Below are 17,452 nucleotides of genomic sequence, written 5' to 3'. Positions count from 1 at the left end.
ATCTCGTCGATCCTTCTCGCCGATCCGCGAGCCGGGCCCAGCAAGGGAGCGTGCCATGTTCCGCACCGACGATCGTCGCGCATCGGGCGTCGGACTGGTCGTGTTGGCAGCGCTCCTCGGCGTCGTCGCCGCGGCGCAGGGCGCCCTTCGGACGACGGCCGCACCACTGGCGCAGGGCGCCACGTGCGAATGGCAGCGCCTCTCGCGGGGCGACGAGATCAGCAACCACGTCCTCGTCCCGGTGCCCGGCCGCGGCGTCCTCACCTACGGCGGGATCCGCAACGACCGCGGCAACGGCGAGGTCAAGGACGACGTCGCGCTGCTCGACCTCTCGATCACCAGCCCCGACGGCTTGTGGGAGACCGTGACGGCTTCGGGCGCATCGCCGGGCAAGCGGGGCGAGCACATGGCCGTCACCCGCCGCGCGGAGAGCGGGGCCCAGGTCGTCACGTACGGCGGGATCGACAGCCTCTCGGGCGGCGGCACGTTCACGTGGCGCTCACCGCTCACCGCCGGCGGCCGCCCGGACGGGCGGCTGGAGACGCTCGCGCCGCAGGGCGTCGTGAAGAACGGCGCGGTGCTCACGCTCAACGGGAGCATGGGCACGTGGGTCGCGCTGCCAACGGACGTCGGTCCGCTGACGGACGCTTCGGCGGTCTACTGGCCGGAAGGCGATGCGATGGTCCTGTTCGGCGGCCGGACCGGCACCGAGACGCGCACTTCCATCAAGATGCTGAACGTGCTGCACCTCGGCGCGTCGCCCATGACATGGACGAGCACCGACCTGCCCGGCTCGCCGATCGCTCGCTTCGGGCACTCGGCCGTCTACGACGCGGCCGGCAAGCGGATGATCGTCTTCGGCGGCACGACGGACTACAAGACCGGCCGCAACGACGTCTGGTCGCTCGACCTCTCGTCCGACTGGAACGGCGCCAAGTGGCAGTCCGTCACGCCCACCGGCCGCGTGCCGGGCCGCCGCTTCGACCACGCCGCCGTCTACCTGCCCGCCCTGCGCTGGATGGTGATCTACGGCGGTTCGCGCAACGGCAGCGACGCCCTCGACGACATGGCCGTGCTCGATCTCTCCGTCGATCCGCCGGCGTGGAAGCCGGTCACCCCGACCGGCACGGCACCGCTCGGCCTCGCCTACCTGGCCGGCGCCGCGAGCGACACCGAGGCCGGCGACATGGCCGTGTTCTACGGCGGCGAGTCCAACGGCTCGTCCAAGCGCGAGGCTTGGGGGCTGCTCTGCACGGGCGGCGCGCCCGTCGCGACGGCCACCCCGACGACCGGTGCGACCGCCGCCCCGACCCGCACGGCGACCTTGACGGGCACGCCCGAACCGGCGCAGACGGACACGCCTGAGCCGGGGGCGACGAATACACCCGACGGGACACCCGTGCCCGCCGACCTGACCGTCACGGGCCGCGTCACGATCGCCGCCGACGGCAGCCCGGTGCCGGGTGCGACGGTGGCCGTCGGCCTGTCCGTGCCGCGCCAGCCGTTCTCGGCCGTCACCGGCGCCGACGGGCGCTACAGCCTCCTCGTGCCGGCGCAGTACGTGCCGATGATCGATCGGATCTCGGTCTCGGCCGTCGGCTACTCGCCGCAATCGTTCGCCGTGACCGCCGCCCAGCTGGCCGCACAGCCCGTCCGGGACTTCGCCCTCGCAATCCTTGTGACCCCGACGGACGCGCCGCCGCCGGTGGGCGGCAAGATCTACCTGCCGTCGTCGTTCAGGGGCGTTCCGGCGCGCTGAGGCCGTCCAACAACCGCCGAATCCCGGCATCCGCCGGGCTGAGCCCCGCCGCTCGCTCCGCCGCCTCGACCGCCCCGCGCCGGTCGCCCGTGCGGTCGCGCAGCACGGCCAGGTCGGCCCACGCCCGCGCGTCGTCGGGCGCCAGCCGCACGACGGCCTGCGCGGTGTCGAGCGCGCCGGCCGCGTCGCCCGCCTGCAGCTGCGCCGCCGCGCGCGCGCGCAGCGCGGCCACGTCGCCGGCGTTGCGCGGGTCGTCGAAGTAGCGCGCCCATGCGTCGGCCGCACCGGCCGGGTCCGCGTCGGCCAACCGGGCCTGGGCGACCGTCTTCCAGCCCTGGTAGTAGAAGCCGTCCAGCGCCAGCGCCCGCTCGGCCAGCGTGCGGGCCGCCTTGACGTCGCCGTCCAGGAGCTCGACCGCCGCCGCTTCGCTCAGCACCTCCGGCCAGTTCGGAGCCAGCGACCGCACCGCCGCGTACGCCGCCCGCGCCGACGCCAGTCGTACGGCGCGGCGCGTCCGTTCGCGCGTCAGGTCGCCCCACACGCGCAGGCCGCGGGCCTTCGCGAGCACGGCGACCGGGTCGCCGGGCGACAGCCGTTGGGCCGTCGCGAAGGCGGCCATGGCGCGGTCGAACGCCGCATCGCGGCGCTCCGCGAGGTCGGCGAGGTCCGCGACCTTGTCGCCGGCACCGCCTCCATTCACATCGGCGTATTCGTCCGTCGCATCCGCCCGACCCGTCCGCTCGAGCTCGCCCGTCAACACCTCGGTCAGCAGATCCCCCCGCACGTCCTCCGCCATCCCGAGCGCCAGCCGATAGCGCGGCTCGAAGGGCGACAGCCGTGCCGCCAGCCGGTAGCGTTCCACGGCCCCATCCAGCAGCGCCTCCGCCCGCCCGACGTCCCCTCGCGCGCGCCACGCCGGCACGCCCGCCTCCCACGCCGCACGCCCTTCCTTGTACGCCGCATCCGCCACCGTCGTCGACAGGACGAGGGCGGTCGTCGCCGCGACGGCAAGGACGACGGCGGCCGCGCGCGCCATGTGCCGCCGAACGTCGACGCGTGCGCCCGCCCGCAGCGCGATCAGCACGCCGATCGCCGCCGCCCAGACGCCCACCGTCGCCGCCGCGGCCGGCACCGCATCGGACGGCCCGTTCGTGCCGAGCCGCAGCGCCAGCCAGTGCGCGACCGCCGCGGCGCCGATCACGACGCCGACGCGCACCGCGTCCCCGCGCACGAATCGACGATCCACCGGCTGCCCACCGCCGATCGCCACGCCGACGCCGGCGCTGGCCCCGACGACGAGCACGAGCGCGCCCAACGCGCCCGACCCGACGAGGCCGCTGCGGCCGAAGTCGAACAGGCCGGTGACGGCGACCAGCGCCGCGGCAAACATACCGTCGCCGAACGTTGGCGCGTCTTCCTCCCGTTCCGCCTGCCCCCCACCCAACGCCGCGCCAATCAGCGCCCCCAGCGTCAGCCAGAGCACGATCGCGGTCGGCGTCACGACGAACCCAACCTGCGTCTCGATGACGAAAGCGGTCAGCGTCGCGAGGGCGGCGATGGGTAGGCCGAGGGGGGCCCCGCCCCCAACTCTGGGGGAGGTGGGGGAGGTGGGAGAGGTGGGGAGGGTGTGTGACGGGTCGATCAAGTGCGGGCGTCGGATCGCCGCAAACGCGAGCCAAATCGCCAGCCCGGCGACGAGCCCGAGCCCGAACGCCGGCGCGGCGAGCCGCCAGCCATCGTCAGCGACGCGCGCGACGACCGTGGCGCCCACCGCCGCCGCGAGCCACGTCGCGACCGCCGCCGCCGCGCCGCGCCGGCCGGCGATGAGGCCGAGGCCGTCGAGGGCGGCGACGAGGGCGGCGACGATCAGCGCCAGCAGCGCCAGCGCGCCGAGGGCGCCTGTCGTGAGGATGCGGTCCAGCCAGAGGTTGTGGGCGCGGTCGGGAACCCAGCCGCGCGGCTCGTCGTACGCCAGGATGCTCGGGTAGTGGGCCGCCCACATGAGCGGCATCGTCTCCGGGCCGGTGCCGACGAGCGCTCGCGCTTCCAGATCGCCGATCGCCGCAACCGAGCCCTCCCACAGCCGGAGCCGAACGCGCGTCGTGCTCCTGTCCGGGTCGAGGGCGAACGCCAGCCGGTCGACGAGCGGCAGCTGGGCGATCGGGCCGAACGCGGCCGGCCAGCGGTTCAGCGCGCCGATGGCGGCAAGGGCGACGATCGCGAGCGCGACGACGCCAACGGCCAGGCGACTGCGCCCGGCGCGGGCCGCCGCGACGAGGACCGTGATGCCGACGGCGCCCGCGACCGCCAGGGCAGGACCGCGGCTGCCCGAGAGGACGAGCGCGACGACGGCCGCCGCGTCGACGAGCAGCCAAGCGGCCAGCCGGCGCTGGGCCGCGGTGCGAATCGAGGGGCGATCCGCGGTGCGAACCGTTCGCCGCGCCTGGTCGACGGCCGCCGCCCGGTACGCCGTCGCCGTCGCCCAAACCGCGAACGGCAGCGCCAGGGCGATATGCGCCCCAAGCATGACGCTGGCGCCGGCGGAGCCCGAAACGCGCGTCACGACGTCGCCGAACCACGGCAGCGGGTCGGCGCCGAAGCGCTGGCCGATGCCGTACAGAGCCGGCGGCAGGATCGAGGCGCCGATGAACGCAGCCAGCCGCTCCGCGCCGCCCGGCCGCGCCGCGATGCCGGCCGCACCGGCGGCCACCACGGCGAGCGCCGTCGTCGACAGCCAGCCGAAGCCGCGGTCGTAGCTCCCGAGCACGCTGACGTGCGGTGCGCGCGACGTGAGCGTCGTCACCCCCTCCGCCAGCCAGAACAGGGCCGCGGCCGCCGCCAGGCACCGCGCCGCCGCGGGCATCGTGCGCCAGAGCGCAGCGAGCCGCGCCCGCCGGTCGGGCGACGCGCCGTAAGCGACACAAACAGCGGCCGCCGGCAGGGCGAGCGCCCGCAGCGCCGCCATCTTCTCAGCTTCGAACACGCGCTCGGTGAAGACCGCCACGTACCACGGCAGCACGAGCACGGCGGACAAGGCGATCGACTCGACGACGGCGCGCGCGCGGGACAACGGGGGCCGGCCTCGCGGCAGGATCAGGCGGGGGCGGTGACCGCCACGAACAGCCCGGCGCCGATGCCGAGCGACGTCGTGGCGACGATCTCGGGCAGCACCTGCAGGTGGGCGTGCGTTCGCGCCAGGGCGACGGGCTCGGCCAGGCCGCCGTGCGAGAAGAGGAGCGACCGGGGCGACAGGAACGCGCCTTCGAACAGCGCCAGCAGATGCCCCTCGCGCGCTTCGGCGGTCTCGTCCAGCAGGACGATGTCGAACTTGCCGGGGAGACGATCGAGCAGCCGGTCCGCGTCGCCCATCCGGATGTCGACGAAGTCCTTCATGCCGGCCCGCGCCACGGCGGCCACTGCCAGCGAGCGCCGCGCCGAGTCCTTTTCGATCGCCACGACGCGTCCGCCCGGCTGGCGAACGCCGGCCGCCATCCAGAGGGTGGCGGTGCCGGCGCCGGCACCGATATCGAGGACGCTGCGGGCGCGGCGGGCGCGGCACATGAGGTGGAGCAGCCGCCCGACATCGGCGCTGACCGGCGCCAGCGGCCGATCGCGCGCGCTCCGCGCCTCGATCGCCGCCACTTCGGCCAACACCGCGCTCGGCACCTCGCCCGCCATCGCCACCGCGAACCGCGGCGCGCCGGCGGCCGCCCCGAGCGGGACGACGACGCTCGTGGCGCCGGTGACGTGCGCGAACGCCGCCGGGTCGTCGGCGACGATCAGACGATGGGGCGGGAGCGTCGCAGGGTGCGGCGACTCGGCGCCGCCCGCCCGATGATCGTGCGCGATGCCGGCGTGCGTCAGGACGGACAGGAAGCCGGCGGCGGCGGTCATACGGCCACGGCCGTTGCCGGCTGCGGCAGGCGTCCGATCAGGGTGCGCGCCTCGGCCAGTCGCTCGAGGACGACCGGATGGAGGTGCGCGTTCGTGGCCACGATGCGGCCGCCGTCGAGGTCGAGCGGCTCCCCGTGGTGGCCGGTCACGCGCCCACCGGCCTCGGTCACGAGCAGTACCCCGGCCGCCATGTCCCAGGCCTGCGGGCCGCGCTCCCAGAACGCGTCCAGCCGCCCGGCCGCCACCCACGCCAAGTCGAGCGCGCACGCGCCGGCGCGACGCAAGCCGCGTACGAGCGGCACCAGCGTGACGACCTCGGCCAGGTTGTTGTCGACGGTCGTCGACTTGTCGTACGCGAAGCCCGTACCGACGAGCGCCGCGGCAAGTTGGCGCGTGCCGGACACCGCCAGCGGGCGCCCGTTCAGCGTGGCGCCGCCGCCGCGGTGGGCACTGTACATCTCGTCGCGCAGCGGATCGTACGTCGCGCCGGCCAGCACTTGGCCGGCGACGACCGCCGCGAGCGTCACGGCGAAGACCGGGAAGCCATGGGCAAAGTTGTTCGTGCCGTCCAACGGGTCGACGAGCCACGTGATCGTCGGTCCGTCCTCCCCCCCACCGTCGCCGCCGTCCCGACCATTCCCGCCCTGGACGCCGCCGCCTTCCTCGGCCACGATCGCGTGCGCCGGAAAGCGCGCCCGAAGCGCCGCCACGATGTGCACTTCGCTGGCCCGATCCGCGTCCGTCACGACGTTGCCGACATCGCCCTTGTGGTCGATCGCGAAGCCCTGCTCGTAGAACGTCCGGACGATCGCGCCCGCCTGCCGGGCGATCGCCTCGGCCGCCAGGCGCAACTCAGAGGGTGTTGCGCTCACGGGAACGTGACCGACCAGACGTGGTCGGGCGGCGTGCCGTCGCCGAGGCGCGTGCCGTCGGCCCAGTAGCGGGCCTCGAGCGGCGTGCCGGCCGGGACGGGCAGCGGGTCGAACGCGAAGACCGCCAGCGGCACGAGCATCGCGGCGGATTGCCAGACGCTCGTGCTGATCGGGCGGACGGTGCCTGCGGCGTTGCCGGCGCCGGCCGCTCCGCTTGGCGTGTCGGCCGCTCCGCTTGGCGCGTCGAGTGGCACGAGGACGAGCGCCGGAACCGTCGCCGTGACGACGTTGGCCGCCCAGAGGCTCTGGCCGAAGGCGCCGCTGGAGCGCTGGAACACGAAAGGCTCTGCGGGCAGCGTCCCTTCCAGCTGGGCATCGCGCAGCCGGAGGAGGTCCGGCGTGCTGTCCTCGTCGATGAACGGCTCGGCTCCGGCGCGCCGGACGCCGCTGCGCCAACGCTCGCTCAGGAAGGTGAGCGCCACGGTCGCGCGCGCCGTGCCGGTGTTCAGTGTCGTCGGGCTCGTGCCGCGGAGCGTGGCGATGATCCGGTCGACGTCGCGCCAGACGCTTCGGCCGCCGACCGGGGCCGACGTGCGCGGCTGCGCCGGCCCGTCGATCGAGATGTTCACGACGGCATCACTGTCCAGCGGCGCACCGTCGCGGCGGTAGAAGTAGGTTGTCGCGTCGTCCGGCCCCTGGTTGACGAGGGCGGGCCGGCCGGCGCGCAGCTCGCCGTAGGAATAGGGCGGGCTGTCGCCGGGCGGCCCGACGCGGTACGTATTGTTGTAGAGGTAGGTGACGATGCCGACGCCGGCCAAGCTGTCCGCCTGGAAGAACAGCAGCGCCGACATCCCGTCGCTGCCCCAATAGATCGGACCGCGCAGCCCACGGAACGGCACTTTCGGTTCGGCGCAGTAGAGCAGGCCGTTGTCATACAGGTAGTTCAGCTTGGCCTGCACCGTCGGGTCGACGCCCGGATCGTAGCTCGGGCGCGCGTCGCACGTCGGGTTGAAGACCTCGAACGCACCTTGGTTGAGCAGGCTGATCCCGACCCCGAGCATCGCCAACAGGGCGAAGATGCCCAGCCAGACGCGGCGGAAACGCTGCCAGTACTGCAGGATCACGGCCGGCCGCCCAGTCCGGCGACGATCCCGTTCTGGGCGTCGACCTTCTGCATGACGGCCTGCCGTGCGGCGGCGTCGGAGCGGATGAGCGTGCCGTCACCGGGCTGCTCGCCGGGCAACGCAGCCCAGCCGTCCAACTGCAGCGGGGCGGCGGGCAGGTCGGACGGCACCCATTCACCGTTGAATCGCCGCGCCAGCGACACGCGCGTCATCGAGTCCGCCCCATCGTCGCACGATGGGTGGCCGATCGGTTCGCCGGCATCGACGTTCGTGCCGGCGACGACGCGCTCCTGCGGCGCCAAGTGGTGGTACGTCACGCTCCAACCGACGCCGGCGAAGCCGCCGACGGCGCCGGCGATGACGACGCTCATGCCGTCGCTGTGCGTCACCGTGCCGTCGGCGGCCGCCACGACCCACTCCGCGGACGGCGTGCAGCCGGCCGGGCCGCTCGGCGGCGGCGCGAACGCCACGGCGGCCCGCGGACCGCCCCGGCCGCGCGGGCTGGCCGGGCCCTGGACGAAGTACCACACCGAGCCGTCGGCAAACGGCAGGCGGAGCGGGAACAGCGGCATCTCGTCCGCTTGGACCGGGGTGTTGTTGAAGTAGAGCGGCTCGTCACCGAACAGCATCGTCCATGTCGTCCAGAACCGGCTCGGCGCGGCCAGCCCCGGCCAGTCGGCGGCGGCGACGTCGGACGACAGCACGCCGAGGACGGCGAAGCTGCCCGCGTTCACTTCGGACCCGACGCGCACCGTCTGGCCATCCTTGAGCAGCAGCGTGTCGCGGCTCTCGAAGCGCCGGCCGTAGTAGCCGGCGTTCAGCGCATCGGCGGCCTCGAGCAGCCCGTTGTAGAGCCCGGGCACGGCGCCGCCGAGGGGATATGTGCGCTCCGCCGGGCTCGGCGCGCGCAGCCAGCCGCTGCGCTGTTCGATGAGCGTCAGCAACACCCGCGGCCCGACGCTGTAGGCGTTGGCCACGCGCTCGACGATGGCGGCACCGGTGAGGATCTCGCCGCCCACCTGCTCGCTGTAACCGGCCAGGTAGCCACCCGCCTCGGCCACGACCTCCGCGGTGTCGAAGCCGTAGAGCGTCGGGCCGTACACCACCTCGCTGTCCGGCACGACCAGGCCGAGCGGCACGGCGGCGCCGATCGCGATCGGCTCGCCGGGCAGAGCCGTGGGTGTGCCGTCGCCGGCGAGCGGCGTGCCGACGGGCGGTGCGATGGGCTGAGCGAGGGCCGGACGGCCAAGGGTCGCCAGCACCGAGCCTGCGATGAGGGCGGCTTTCCACGTGTTGGAGGGCATTGGGCTTCCAGGGGTAGCGGACCGCTCGCAACGGGTTGCGAACGAGATGAATCCTACAGCAACCGTCATGCCGGTGGGACACGCGACGAAGGGGGCGTGGTGCACGCCCCCTTCGTTGGGTCCGGACTGTCGGTTCCTTCGCGCCGATCGTCAGCGGCGCGAGGGGTCATTCAGCAGATCAGTTGGACTCGTGCGCGGGCCCCGGGGAGGGCAACTCGATCGGCGCGATGCCCTCGTCCACGAAGCGGCGGATGGCGCCGAGCGCGCGCTGCGCCTTTACGACGGACGGAGCGAGCGTGCGGGCGAGCGGGTCGGCGGCGCCGCAGGCATGGTCGAGCGCATAGGACATCTCGACGAACGCGTTGGCGAGATCGACGTGCGCCATCGCGAGCGCATCGGGGGCGGCGGTGCCGGCAACGTCGTCGGCGATCGAGCCGCCACGGCGGGCCATCTCAGCGATTTCGGGCTTGCACACGAGCTCGGGCTTCGTCAGCGCGGCATCGCCGAACGACTGGGCCTCGGCGGTCCAAGCGGCGATGACCGGTGTGAACGGCCGCATGGCTTCCTTGTACTCGCGCAGGCTGGCGTCTGCATGGGCGGCGGTCGTGTGGGCGGCGAAGGCGGCGGCGGTCAGGAAGGCGGTCATCCACATGCGGCGCATCGTTCGTTCTCCTCAGGTTGGTGCGGAACAGTCCGTAGCCCGCACATCTGGTTGTAAGGATACCCGCCCCTGTCGGTGACCGCTTGACGCCCGGCGGTCGCAGGCCGGCCCGCAAGCTCGCCGCCACCCGCCGCCGTGCTGACGCCACGCTGACCGCGCTGTCGCCGGCCTGTCAGGACGCTGTCGCGGTGGGTGTCGTGGGTGTCGCGCACCTTGTCGCGCACCTTGTCGCGCACCTTGTCGCGCACCTTGTCGCGATGCTGTCCGTGCCGCCCTTCCGGCGGGGCGCCGCGCGCCGTACGCTGCTGTCCACGCGGTTGTCTGGCTGTTGCGATGGGAATCGAAGGCATCCTCCCTCTCGCAGCCGGCGGCGCCTCGACGAAGATCAGGAGGCAAGGCGATGGAACGGTTGCGCACGCTCGGGCTTGGGATCGGCCTTTCGATTTGGCTCGTTTCGACACCACAGGGTTTGGCGGCACGTTCGATGCGGTCGGCGCAAGGGTCGATCGTTATCAACGAGGTGCAGGCGAACCCGGTGGCGTCGGGGATCGAGACCGACTTCGAGTGGGTCGAGCTCTTCAACCCGGGGCCGGTAGGGGTCGCGCTGGGGGGCTGGCGCCTGTCGGACGCCCGTGCCATGACCGTGCTGCCTGAGATCACGATCGCGCCCGGCGGCTACGCTGTCGTCGCCGGCGCGCGCTTCGCCGAGCGCTATCCGGACGCGCCGGGGGAGCGGGTCACCGTGCCCCGTATCGGCAATGGTCTGGGCAACAGCGGCGACGGGCTGCAGCTGGCCGACGGCGCCGGGTCGGTGATTGACGCACTCAGCTGGGGAGACAACACCAGCGCGTTCGATCCACCGGCCCCGGCGGCGCCGGGAGGCAGCAGCCTGGAGCGGGTGCCCGCGGGCAGGGACTCCAACGTGGCCGCCGACTGGGTCGTGCAGGCCACACCCTCGCCGGGAGCGCCGGCCACCGACGCGTCGCCGCAAGCGACGGCGACGGTGGCCGGTGCGCCGGGGGTGCCGGCGGATGCGGACGTGCGCCTGAACGAGGTGCTGGCCGCGCCGCACGGCATTGACTGGGACGGCGACGGGACGGCGAACGGAGAGGATGAGTGGGTGGAGGTGGTCAACGTCGGCACCAACGATCTAAACCTGCGTGGGTGGCTGCTCGATGACATCGCCGACGGCGGCTCCGCCGCCCACCGCATCCTCGAGGACACCGTCGTGCCGGCCCGCGGGCACCGTGTCTTCTTCAAGCGCGAAACCGGCTTGTCGCTGAACAACGGCGGCGACAGCGCCCGCCTCGTCCAGCCCGATGGTGCACCGGCCGACGTCATCGACTTCGGCGCCAGCGCTCCGGATGCCGGCTGGGCGCGCGACCCGGACGGAACGGGCGGTTGGACGGATCGGCTCAACCCATCGCCTGGCCAGACCAACGGCGACACCGGCGTCCGGGCCACCCCCGTCTCACCGACGGCCGGCGCGTCGACGAGCGTGCCCGGCCCGAGCGCGACCGCCAACGGCTCTGCGACCGTGGCTCCGCCCGTCGGCACCGCCGTGCCGGGCGGGCCGGCCGTACCGTCGCCCGCCGCGACCGCCACCGCGACGCTCTACCTCCCGTTCCTCATCAGCGAGGTGATGTTCGACCCCGAGACCATCGGCAATGATGCTGCCGAAGAGTGGGTCGAGATCCACAACCGCTCCACGGCCGCAGCCGGCCTCGGAGGATGGGCGATCGGCGATCGCGGCGCTTGGGACCCGCTGCCGGCCGTCACGGTCGCGCCCGGCGGTTTCGCGATCATCGGCGGTCCCGGGGCCGTCGCGCAGCTGCCGCCGGACTTCACCGGACCCCGCATCCTCGTCGGCGACGGGCGGATTGGCGGCGGGCTCGGCAACATGGGCGACGTCGTCCGGCTGAGGTCACCGACGATCGGGGTCGCGGACGCCGTCAGCTACGGCGACAACCTCGACGCGTTCGACCCGTCCGTGCCGCTCGTCGGTGCCGGCCTGACGATCGAGCGCTTGCCGAGCGGCATCGACTCGGACAGCGCGACGGATTGGCGCGCCCAGCCCGATCCGTCCCCCGGCCGGGCCGGCAACGTGCACGACGGGCCGCCCGCACTGACCCTCAACGAGCTTCTCCCCGCGCCGTCCGAAGTCGACTGGGACGCGGACGGGACGGCGGCGCACACCGACGAATGGGTCGAGCTGTTCAACGCCTCCCCGTACCGCGCCCGACTCGCCGGTTGGCGGTTGCAGGACGCCCGAGCGAGCAGCCGCGGCTGGGCGTACCGGTTCGGCGGCAACGACGCCGTCGAACCGCACGGGTTCCTCGTCGTCCACCGGGCGGCTTCCGGCATCGCCTTCGACAACGGTGGCGACACCGTGCAGCTCGTCCGGCCGGACGACACCGTCGCGGACAGCTTCAGCTGGTCGTCGACACCTGGCTATGACCGGTCATGGGGCCGGACGGCGGATGGCGCGGGCGGGTGGTCGTCCGCCTTGGCGGTGACGCCCGGCCAGCCCAACCGCGCGATGGAACCGGGCGAGCGGCATGCCGGCGATCTCGCCCGGGAGCGTCGTGCGGCGGACCGGCGCAGCGACCGGGGCGCGCATGGATCGAGCGGGCCGCGCGGCTCGGCGCGGGCGCCGGCGGTGCCGATTGCGCAGCCGGCGACGATGGCCGCGCTGCGTGCGATGCGCCGCGGGACACGCGTCGTCGTGCACGGCCGCGTGACGGCGGCGCCGAACGTGCTGGCCGGTCGGACGTTCTACCTCGGCGACGAGAGCGGGGGCATACGGATCTACTTGGCGCCCACGGACCGCGCCCTAAAGCCGTTCGGCGTCGGCGAGCCGGTGTCGGCGATCGGCCGCCTGGCGGATTACCGCGGAGAGCGGCAGGTCGTGCTGGCCCGGCCGGAAGACGCATGGTGGGACGGCGTGGGCGGCCCTGTGCCGCCGTCGGACATCGCCACCGGGAACGTCGGCGAGGCCGTCGAGGGGCGGCTTGTACGGCTGCACGGGCGGCAGATCGGCTACGGCGCCACGAGCGTCACGCTGGACGACGGGAGCGGACCGGCGCGGGTCGTCCTGTTGCGCTCGGCCGGCATCGAGCGCCGACGCTGGGCGCGGGGCCGCTGGCTGACGGTCGTCGGCGTCGCGGCGCAGTCCGCGGCGCGGGCGCCGTGGGAGGGTGGCTACCGCGTGCTGCCGCGCAGCGCGGCCGACCTCACGGCGGTGACGAACGTGGTTGCGCTGTCGAACGACGTCGTGCTGCACCGTCCACGACCAAGCGGGCCATCGGGAGCGCTCCGGCGGTATCCGAGTGACGCAGCGCGCCGAGCCATCCCGCGCGACTAGTACGCCGCCAGCCGGACAGGCCCGGAGTGCCCGGCAGCGTACGAAGGCCGGACACTCTGCAGTGGCGGCGTACTAGCCGAGCAGGCTGTCGTCGTCCTCGGAGCTGCGATACATCTGCTGCGGCAACGGCATGAACTGCGGGAACTTCTGCAGGACGTGCGGCGGGGTCGGATAGGTGACCCAGTCGAATCCGCCGAAGTAGACCGTGAAGCCGCTCTGCGCCACGTCACCCTTGATCGTCTGACCGTCCGGCAGGCGGAGCGTGACGAAGCGGGTCTCGATGCGCTCGATCGACGAGCGCTGCAGACCCTCACCGATCTTGTTCGCCTCGATGTGGCGATCCTCGGCCATGGCGCCGGACGGAATGTCGGGGTAGTTGAAGAACATGACCACCTGACCATCTTGAGGAATCGGGGAGGCCGAACCGCGCTTCCCTGACCGAAAACAGCAACCCTAAGGTATAGTCGCGGTGTCCCAGTCGGTCAAACCCCTGGCCGAAAGCCTGGCGCGCGGCGCGTGCAGGCGCGACAGCATGGAGGAGCACCGTTCATGACGGACGTTCGGCCGGACGACGGCACAGCGATGGATCTGACGATCATCTTCCCCGCCTACAACGAGGAGGCGGCCCTCGGCGACGACCTCGACGACACGCAGCGCGCGATGTCGGCCACGCGCTACGCCTACGAGATCTTCGTCGTCGACGACGGGTCGCGGGACCGCACGGCCGAGATCGCGCGCGCGCGGCCGTGGGTGACGTTGATCCAGCACCCGTACAACCGTGGCAACGGCGCGGCGCGCACGACCGGGGTGCGGCAGGCGCACGGGCGGATCGTCGCGTTCTCGGACGCCGACCGGACGTACCCTGTCGACCAGATTCCGACCATGATGGCGATGATCGACGCCGGCGCCGACATGGTCATCGGCGCGCGCCGGGTCGAGGCGGGCACGATGAAGCTGCTCCGGACGCCGGCCAAGTGGTTCATCCGCAAGCTGGCCGAGTTCATGACGGGCACGCGCATCCCCGACCTCAACTCGGGCCTGCGCTTGCAGCGCCGCGACCTGACGATGCGCTATCTGCCGATCCTGCCGACGACGCACTCGTGGGTGAGCACGATCACGATCGCTTTCCTTTCCGCTTCCTACACCGTGCAATGGCTGCCCATCGACTACTTTCCGCGCGTCGGGCGATCGACGTTCCATCCGCTGCGCGACACATACAACTACCTCATGCTGTGCGTGCGAACCGTGATGTACTTCAACCCGCTGAAGATCTTCCTGCCCCTTGGGCTGGCGCTCCTGCTCGGCGGTACGGGCAAGTACGTCTTCTACGACATCATCTGGCGCTTCAATCCGGAGTGGGGCCTGCCGCCGATGCCCGGTACGACGCTGGCGCTCATCGTGACCGGCTTGCAGGTGATGGTCATCGGTCTCTTGGCCGACCTGATCGTGCGGCGCACGTCGCTTTGAGCCACGCGCGGTGAGTCGCATGGCGTTGGTCCGCACGCTTTGAGCCGGCCGTTGCGCGTCGCGTTCGTCGGCACGTACGACCGCGCACCTCACGGTCGCAACGCGATCGTCATCGAGGCGCTGCGATCCGCCGGCGTCGAGGTGATCGAGCGGCACGTACCGCTTTGGGACGGGACGGCCGACAAGGTGGCTGCGGCGCGCGGCAGTCCATGGCAGCTCGGCCGCGTGAGCCGACGCGTGTTCGGAGCGTGGCGGTCGCTGGCGGCCGTGACGGCCGACCTGCCCGCGGTGGACGTCGTCTGGATCGGCGCCACAGGCCTGGTCGATCTCCCGCTGGCGCGCCGGCTGGCCGATCGGCTGGAGGCGCCGCTGGTCTTCGATCCGCTCGTTTCGCTCGGCGAGACGGTGCGCGATCGCGGATTGGCCAAGGGCGGCTGGCGGCTGCCCGTTTACGAGCGCATCGAGCGCAGACTGTTCGCTCTGGCCGATCAGGTCGTGGTCGACACCGCTGCGCACGCCGCCGCCTGGGCGACGGACCTCGGGCTCGATGCGGCACGCACGCTGACGATCCCGGTCGGCGCGCCGCGCATCTTCCACGACGCGACGCCGGCATATGCGCCGCGCCCGGGGGAGCCGCTCTCGGTGGTTTACTTCGGCCAGTTCATCCCGCTGCACGGTGTCGAGGTGATGCTGCAAGCCGCCGACCGGCTGCGCGGCCAGGCGATCGACTTCACGTTCGTCGGCGTCGGCCAGACGCAGGCGGTGGCCGAGCGGTTGGCGGGCGACCTCGCGCTCGCGCGTGTCCGCTTCGTCCCGGCCTGGCTGCCGCCGGACGATTTGATCCGCGCGCACATCAGCGGCGCCGACGTCTGCCTCGGCGTGTTCGCCGATCGGCCGAAGACGGCGCGCGTCGTGCCGTACAAGGTGTATGCGGCGTTGGCAGCCGGCCGCGCGGTGGTCACGGGCGACACTCCAGCGCTGCGCGAAGGCTTGGTGCCGGGTGAGGACGTCATTGCCGTGCCGTGCGGCGATCCCGCGGCCTTGGCGCAGGCGCTGACTCGCCTGGCGGCCGCGCCGGACGAGCGTCTGCGCCTGGCGGTTGCCGGGCGCGCCACATGGGAGCAACGCTTCAGCGCGGACCGCCTCGGCAGCGTGCTCCGCGCGGCGCTGGCCGAGACCGTCGCCGTGCATCGGGCGGAACGGCGAGGCATCGGGCCGCGGCAGCGGTGGCGCGCGGCGCACCTGGCCGGGCTGATCGACGGTGCGCCACCATTCGCCGGCGCGTGGGATGGCCCGCCGGCTGTCCTGGATGTCGGCTGCGGCGACGGGGCGCTCGCATTGGCCCTGGGCGGCGCGCGGGAGCACGAGCGCGGCGACAGCGGGTTCGGGGGAGCGGCGTTCGGCGGGACGGTGCTTGCCTTCGACGCAGATCTCGAGCGCGCGCGCGCGGCGCGCGGCCGTGCCCGGAGGAGCACGGCCGCGCCAACCCACGTCTTCGTCGCCGATGCCGCCGCGATCCCGCTGGCCGCTGACTCCGTGCAGGGCGCGGTCAGTGGCGAGGTGCTCGAGCACGTGGCGGACGACGTCGCGGCGGCGCGCGAGATCGCTCGGGTGTTGACGGGCGGCGGCGCGTTGGCCATCACGGTTCCGGCCGGCGCGGCGCGATTCGGGACGGCAGACCGGGCGGCCGGGCACCGGCGGCGGTACGACGCGGCGGCGTTGGAGCGGCTGCTTGGCGATGCCGGGCTCGGTGTCGAGCGGCTCACCGGGTGGGGATTCCCGTTCGGGCGGCTGTATGATGCCTTCGTCCAGCGACCGGCCCTCGCCGTATTGCGGCGGCGGGCGGGCGAGCCCTCAAATTTGCAGCCGGGCGCGCAGTCGGATGGCCAGTCGGATGGCCAGTCGGGCGGCGGTCTGCGGCGCAAGTCCCGAGCGTCGATGCGGGCACAGATCGCTTGGGCGGTGCGTCGCCTGGCGCGGCTGCGGGCGATCGACATCGTCTGGCAGGCGTTGTTCGCGATCGACGCGCGCGTGGCGGCCAGCGCGGGTCAACGCGGGCGGCGCGAGGCACGGGGGAGCGGGTGGGACGCGGTGGGTCGGAAGGCGCGCTGAGATCACGACCGCATGAGGGTGAGCAGGAGTCCGTGCGTCCCGAAGTCGCCGCGGCCTTCGTCCTCGACCATGCGACCGTACAGCCGTTCGGCGAGCGCCAGGCCGGGCAGGTCGAGCGCTGCGTCGTTCGCTTCGTCGAGGGCGATGCGGAGGTCCTTGAGGAAGTGGCGGGCGGCGAAGCCCGGCGCAAAGTCGCCCCGCTCGGCGCGCGGGTAGAGGTTGAGCAACGTCCAGCTGGCCGCCGCGCCGGCCCCGATCGACGTCAACACGGTCGTCGGGTCGAGCCCCATCCGTCGCGCGAACAGGAGCGCCTCCAGCGCACCGAACATCGTTCCGGCGATCGCGATCTGGTTGCAGAGCTTGGTCAGCTGGCCGGATCCGGCGGCCCCTTGATGGACCACCAGGCGACCCATGACCGCCAGGATCGGGCGGGCACGCTCGAACGCGCCGGCGTCGCCGCCGACCATGATGGACAGCGTGGCGGCGCGCGCGCCGACGTCGCCGCCGCTGACCGGCGCATCGAGCGACGCGAGGCTGCGCGCGGCGGCGGCCGCGTGGATGTCGCGGGCGAGTGCCGGACGGCTCGTCGTCATGTCGATGAGCACGGTGCCGGGCGCAGCGGCAGATAGGATGCCGGTGCCCACTGGCGCAGCCGCGGTCCCTCGTTGGCCGAAGTAGACGGCCTCGACGTCCTCGGGAAAGCCGACGATCGTCACGACGAATGCGGCGTCGCGCGCGGCCTCGGCGGGTGAGGACACCCACCGCGCGCCGGCGTCGAGGAGCGGTTTGGCCCGCTGCGGGGTGCGGGTGTGGACGGTCAGGTCGGCGCCGGCGTCGAGGAGGTGGCCGGCCATCGGCGCGCCCATGACACCGAGCCCGACAAAGCCGATGCGGA

12 protein-coding genes are annotated in these 17,452 nt (G+C 73.2%); 4 read left to right on the top strand and 8 right to left on the bottom strand.

Annotated features, from left to right (window positions below):
* Nucleotides 1-55 precede the first annotated feature (55 nt).
* Entirely contained in the window at nt 56-1,759 is a 1,704-nt protein-coding gene (locus IPG72_01145; GenBank protein MBK6767646.1) for a carboxypeptidase regulatory-like domain-containing protein, read from the top strand.
* Here IPG72_01145 and IPG72_01140 read toward each other — a convergent pair.
* The 6 genes from IPG72_01140 to IPG72_01115 all read right to left on the bottom strand — a co-directional run bounded on the left by IPG72_01140 (nt 1,737) and on the right by IPG72_01115 (nt 9,614).
* On the bottom strand, nt 1,737-4,829 hold the full coding sequence (locus tag IPG72_01140; GenBank protein ID MBK6767645.1) for an O-antigen ligase family protein: 3,093 nt from the start codon (nt 4,827-4,829) through the stop codon (nt 1,737-1,739). The genes IPG72_01145 and IPG72_01140 overlap by 23 nt on opposite strands.
* A gap of 23 nt (nt 4,830-4,852) precedes the next feature.
* Entirely contained in the window at nt 4,853-5,653 is an 801-nt protein-coding gene (locus IPG72_01135; GenBank protein MBK6767644.1) for a class I SAM-dependent methyltransferase, read from the bottom strand.
* The gene (locus IPG72_01130) at nt 5,650-6,525 is read right to left on the bottom strand and encodes an inositol monophosphatase (protein MBK6767643.1); all 876 of its coding nucleotides are present in this window, start codon (nt 6,523-6,525) and stop codon (nt 5,650-5,652) included. Before IPG72_01130 ends, IPG72_01135 begins: the two co-directional genes overlap by 4 nt.
* Complete coding sequence (locus IPG72_01125) at nt 6,522-7,649, bottom strand: hypothetical protein (GenBank protein ID MBK6767642.1); 1,128 nt, start codon at nt 7,647-7,649, stop codon at nt 6,522-6,524. Before IPG72_01125 ends, IPG72_01130 begins: the two co-directional genes overlap by 4 nt.
* Complete coding sequence (locus tag IPG72_01120; protein ID MBK6767641.1) at nt 7,646-8,953, bottom strand: hypothetical protein; 1,308 nt, start codon at nt 8,951-8,953, stop codon at nt 7,646-7,648. Before IPG72_01120 ends, IPG72_01125 begins: the two co-directional genes overlap by 4 nt.
* Nucleotides 8,954-9,131: 178 nt before the next feature.
* A complete protein-coding gene (locus tag IPG72_01115) occupies nt 9,132-9,614 on the bottom strand; it encodes a hypothetical protein (GenBank protein ID MBK6767640.1) in 483 nt (160 codons plus the stop codon).
* A gap of 400 nt (nt 9,615-10,014) precedes the next feature.
* On the opposite strand from IPG72_01115, the gene IPG72_01110 reads away from it, so the two are divergent.
* Entirely contained in the window at nt 10,015-12,978 is a 2,964-nt protein-coding gene (locus tag IPG72_01110) for a lamin tail domain-containing protein (GenBank protein ID MBK6767639.1), read from the top strand.
* A 72-nt stretch (nt 12,979-13,050) separates the two neighbouring features.
* Here IPG72_01110 and IPG72_01105 read toward each other — a convergent pair whose 3' ends face one another.
* Nucleotides 13,051-13,365: a hypothetical protein gene (locus tag IPG72_01105; protein ID MBK6767638.1), complete on the bottom strand. Its 315-nt coding sequence runs from the start codon at nt 13,363-13,365 to the stop codon at nt 13,051-13,053.
* A gap of 162 nt (nt 13,366-13,527) precedes the next feature.
* On the opposite strand from IPG72_01105, the gene IPG72_01100 reads away from it, so the two are divergent.
* Nucleotides 13,528-14,445, top strand: a complete 918-nt coding sequence (locus IPG72_01100) for a glycosyltransferase family 2 protein (protein ID MBK6767637.1) — start codon at nt 13,528-13,530, stop codon at nt 14,443-14,445.
* 51 nt (nt 14,446-14,496) lie between these two features.
* The gene (locus IPG72_01095; GenBank protein MBK6767636.1) at nt 14,497-16,557 is read left to right on the top strand and encodes a glycosyltransferase; all 2,061 of its coding nucleotides are present in this window, start codon (nt 14,497-14,499) and stop codon (nt 16,555-16,557) included.
* Nucleotides 16,558-16,559: 2 nt separating this feature from the next.
* Here the strand turns inward: IPG72_01095 and IPG72_01090 are convergent, their stop codons facing one another.
* A complete protein-coding gene (locus IPG72_01090; protein ID MBK6767635.1) occupies nt 16,560-17,423 on the bottom strand; it encodes an NAD(P)-dependent oxidoreductase in 864 nt (287 codons plus the stop codon).
* Nucleotides 17,424-17,452: the final 29 nt, after the last annotated feature.

The sequence above is a fragment of the Candidatus Avedoeria danica genome, assembly GCA_016703025.1.
GTDB lineage: Bacteria > Chloroflexota > Anaerolineae > Epilineales > Epilineaceae > Avedoeria > Avedoeria danica.
This window is presented reverse-complemented; position numbering and strand designations above follow the sequence as displayed.

Coding starts and splice junctions, on each gene's coding strand:
- IPG72_01110 (MBK6767639.1), top strand. CDS start 10,015: ATGGAACGGTTGCGCACGCTCGGGCTTGGGATCGGCCTTTCGATTTGG.
- IPG72_01135 (MBK6767644.1), bottom strand. CDS start 5,653: ATGACCGCCGCCGCCGGCTTCCTGTCCGTCCTGACGCACGCCGGCATC.
- IPG72_01145 (MBK6767646.1), top strand. CDS start 56: ATGTTCCGCACCGACGATCGTCGCGCATCGGGCGTCGGACTGGTCGTG.
- IPG72_01120 (MBK6767641.1), bottom strand. CDS start 8,953: ATGCCCTCCAACACGTGGAAAGCCGCCCTCATCGCAGGCTCGGTGCTG.
- IPG72_01105 (MBK6767638.1), bottom strand. CDS start 13,365: ATGTTCTTCAACTACCCCGACATTCCGTCCGGCGCCATGGCCGAGGAT.
- IPG72_01115 (MBK6767640.1), bottom strand. CDS start 9,614: ATGCGCCGCATGTGGATGACCGCCTTCCTGACCGCCGCCGCCTTCGCC.
- IPG72_01100 (MBK6767637.1), top strand. CDS start 13,528: ATGACGGACGTTCGGCCGGACGACGGCACAGCGATGGATCTGACGATC.
- IPG72_01090 (MBK6767635.1), bottom strand. CDS start 17,423: ATGGGCGCGCCGATGGCCGGCCACCTCCTCGACGCCGGCGCCGACCTG.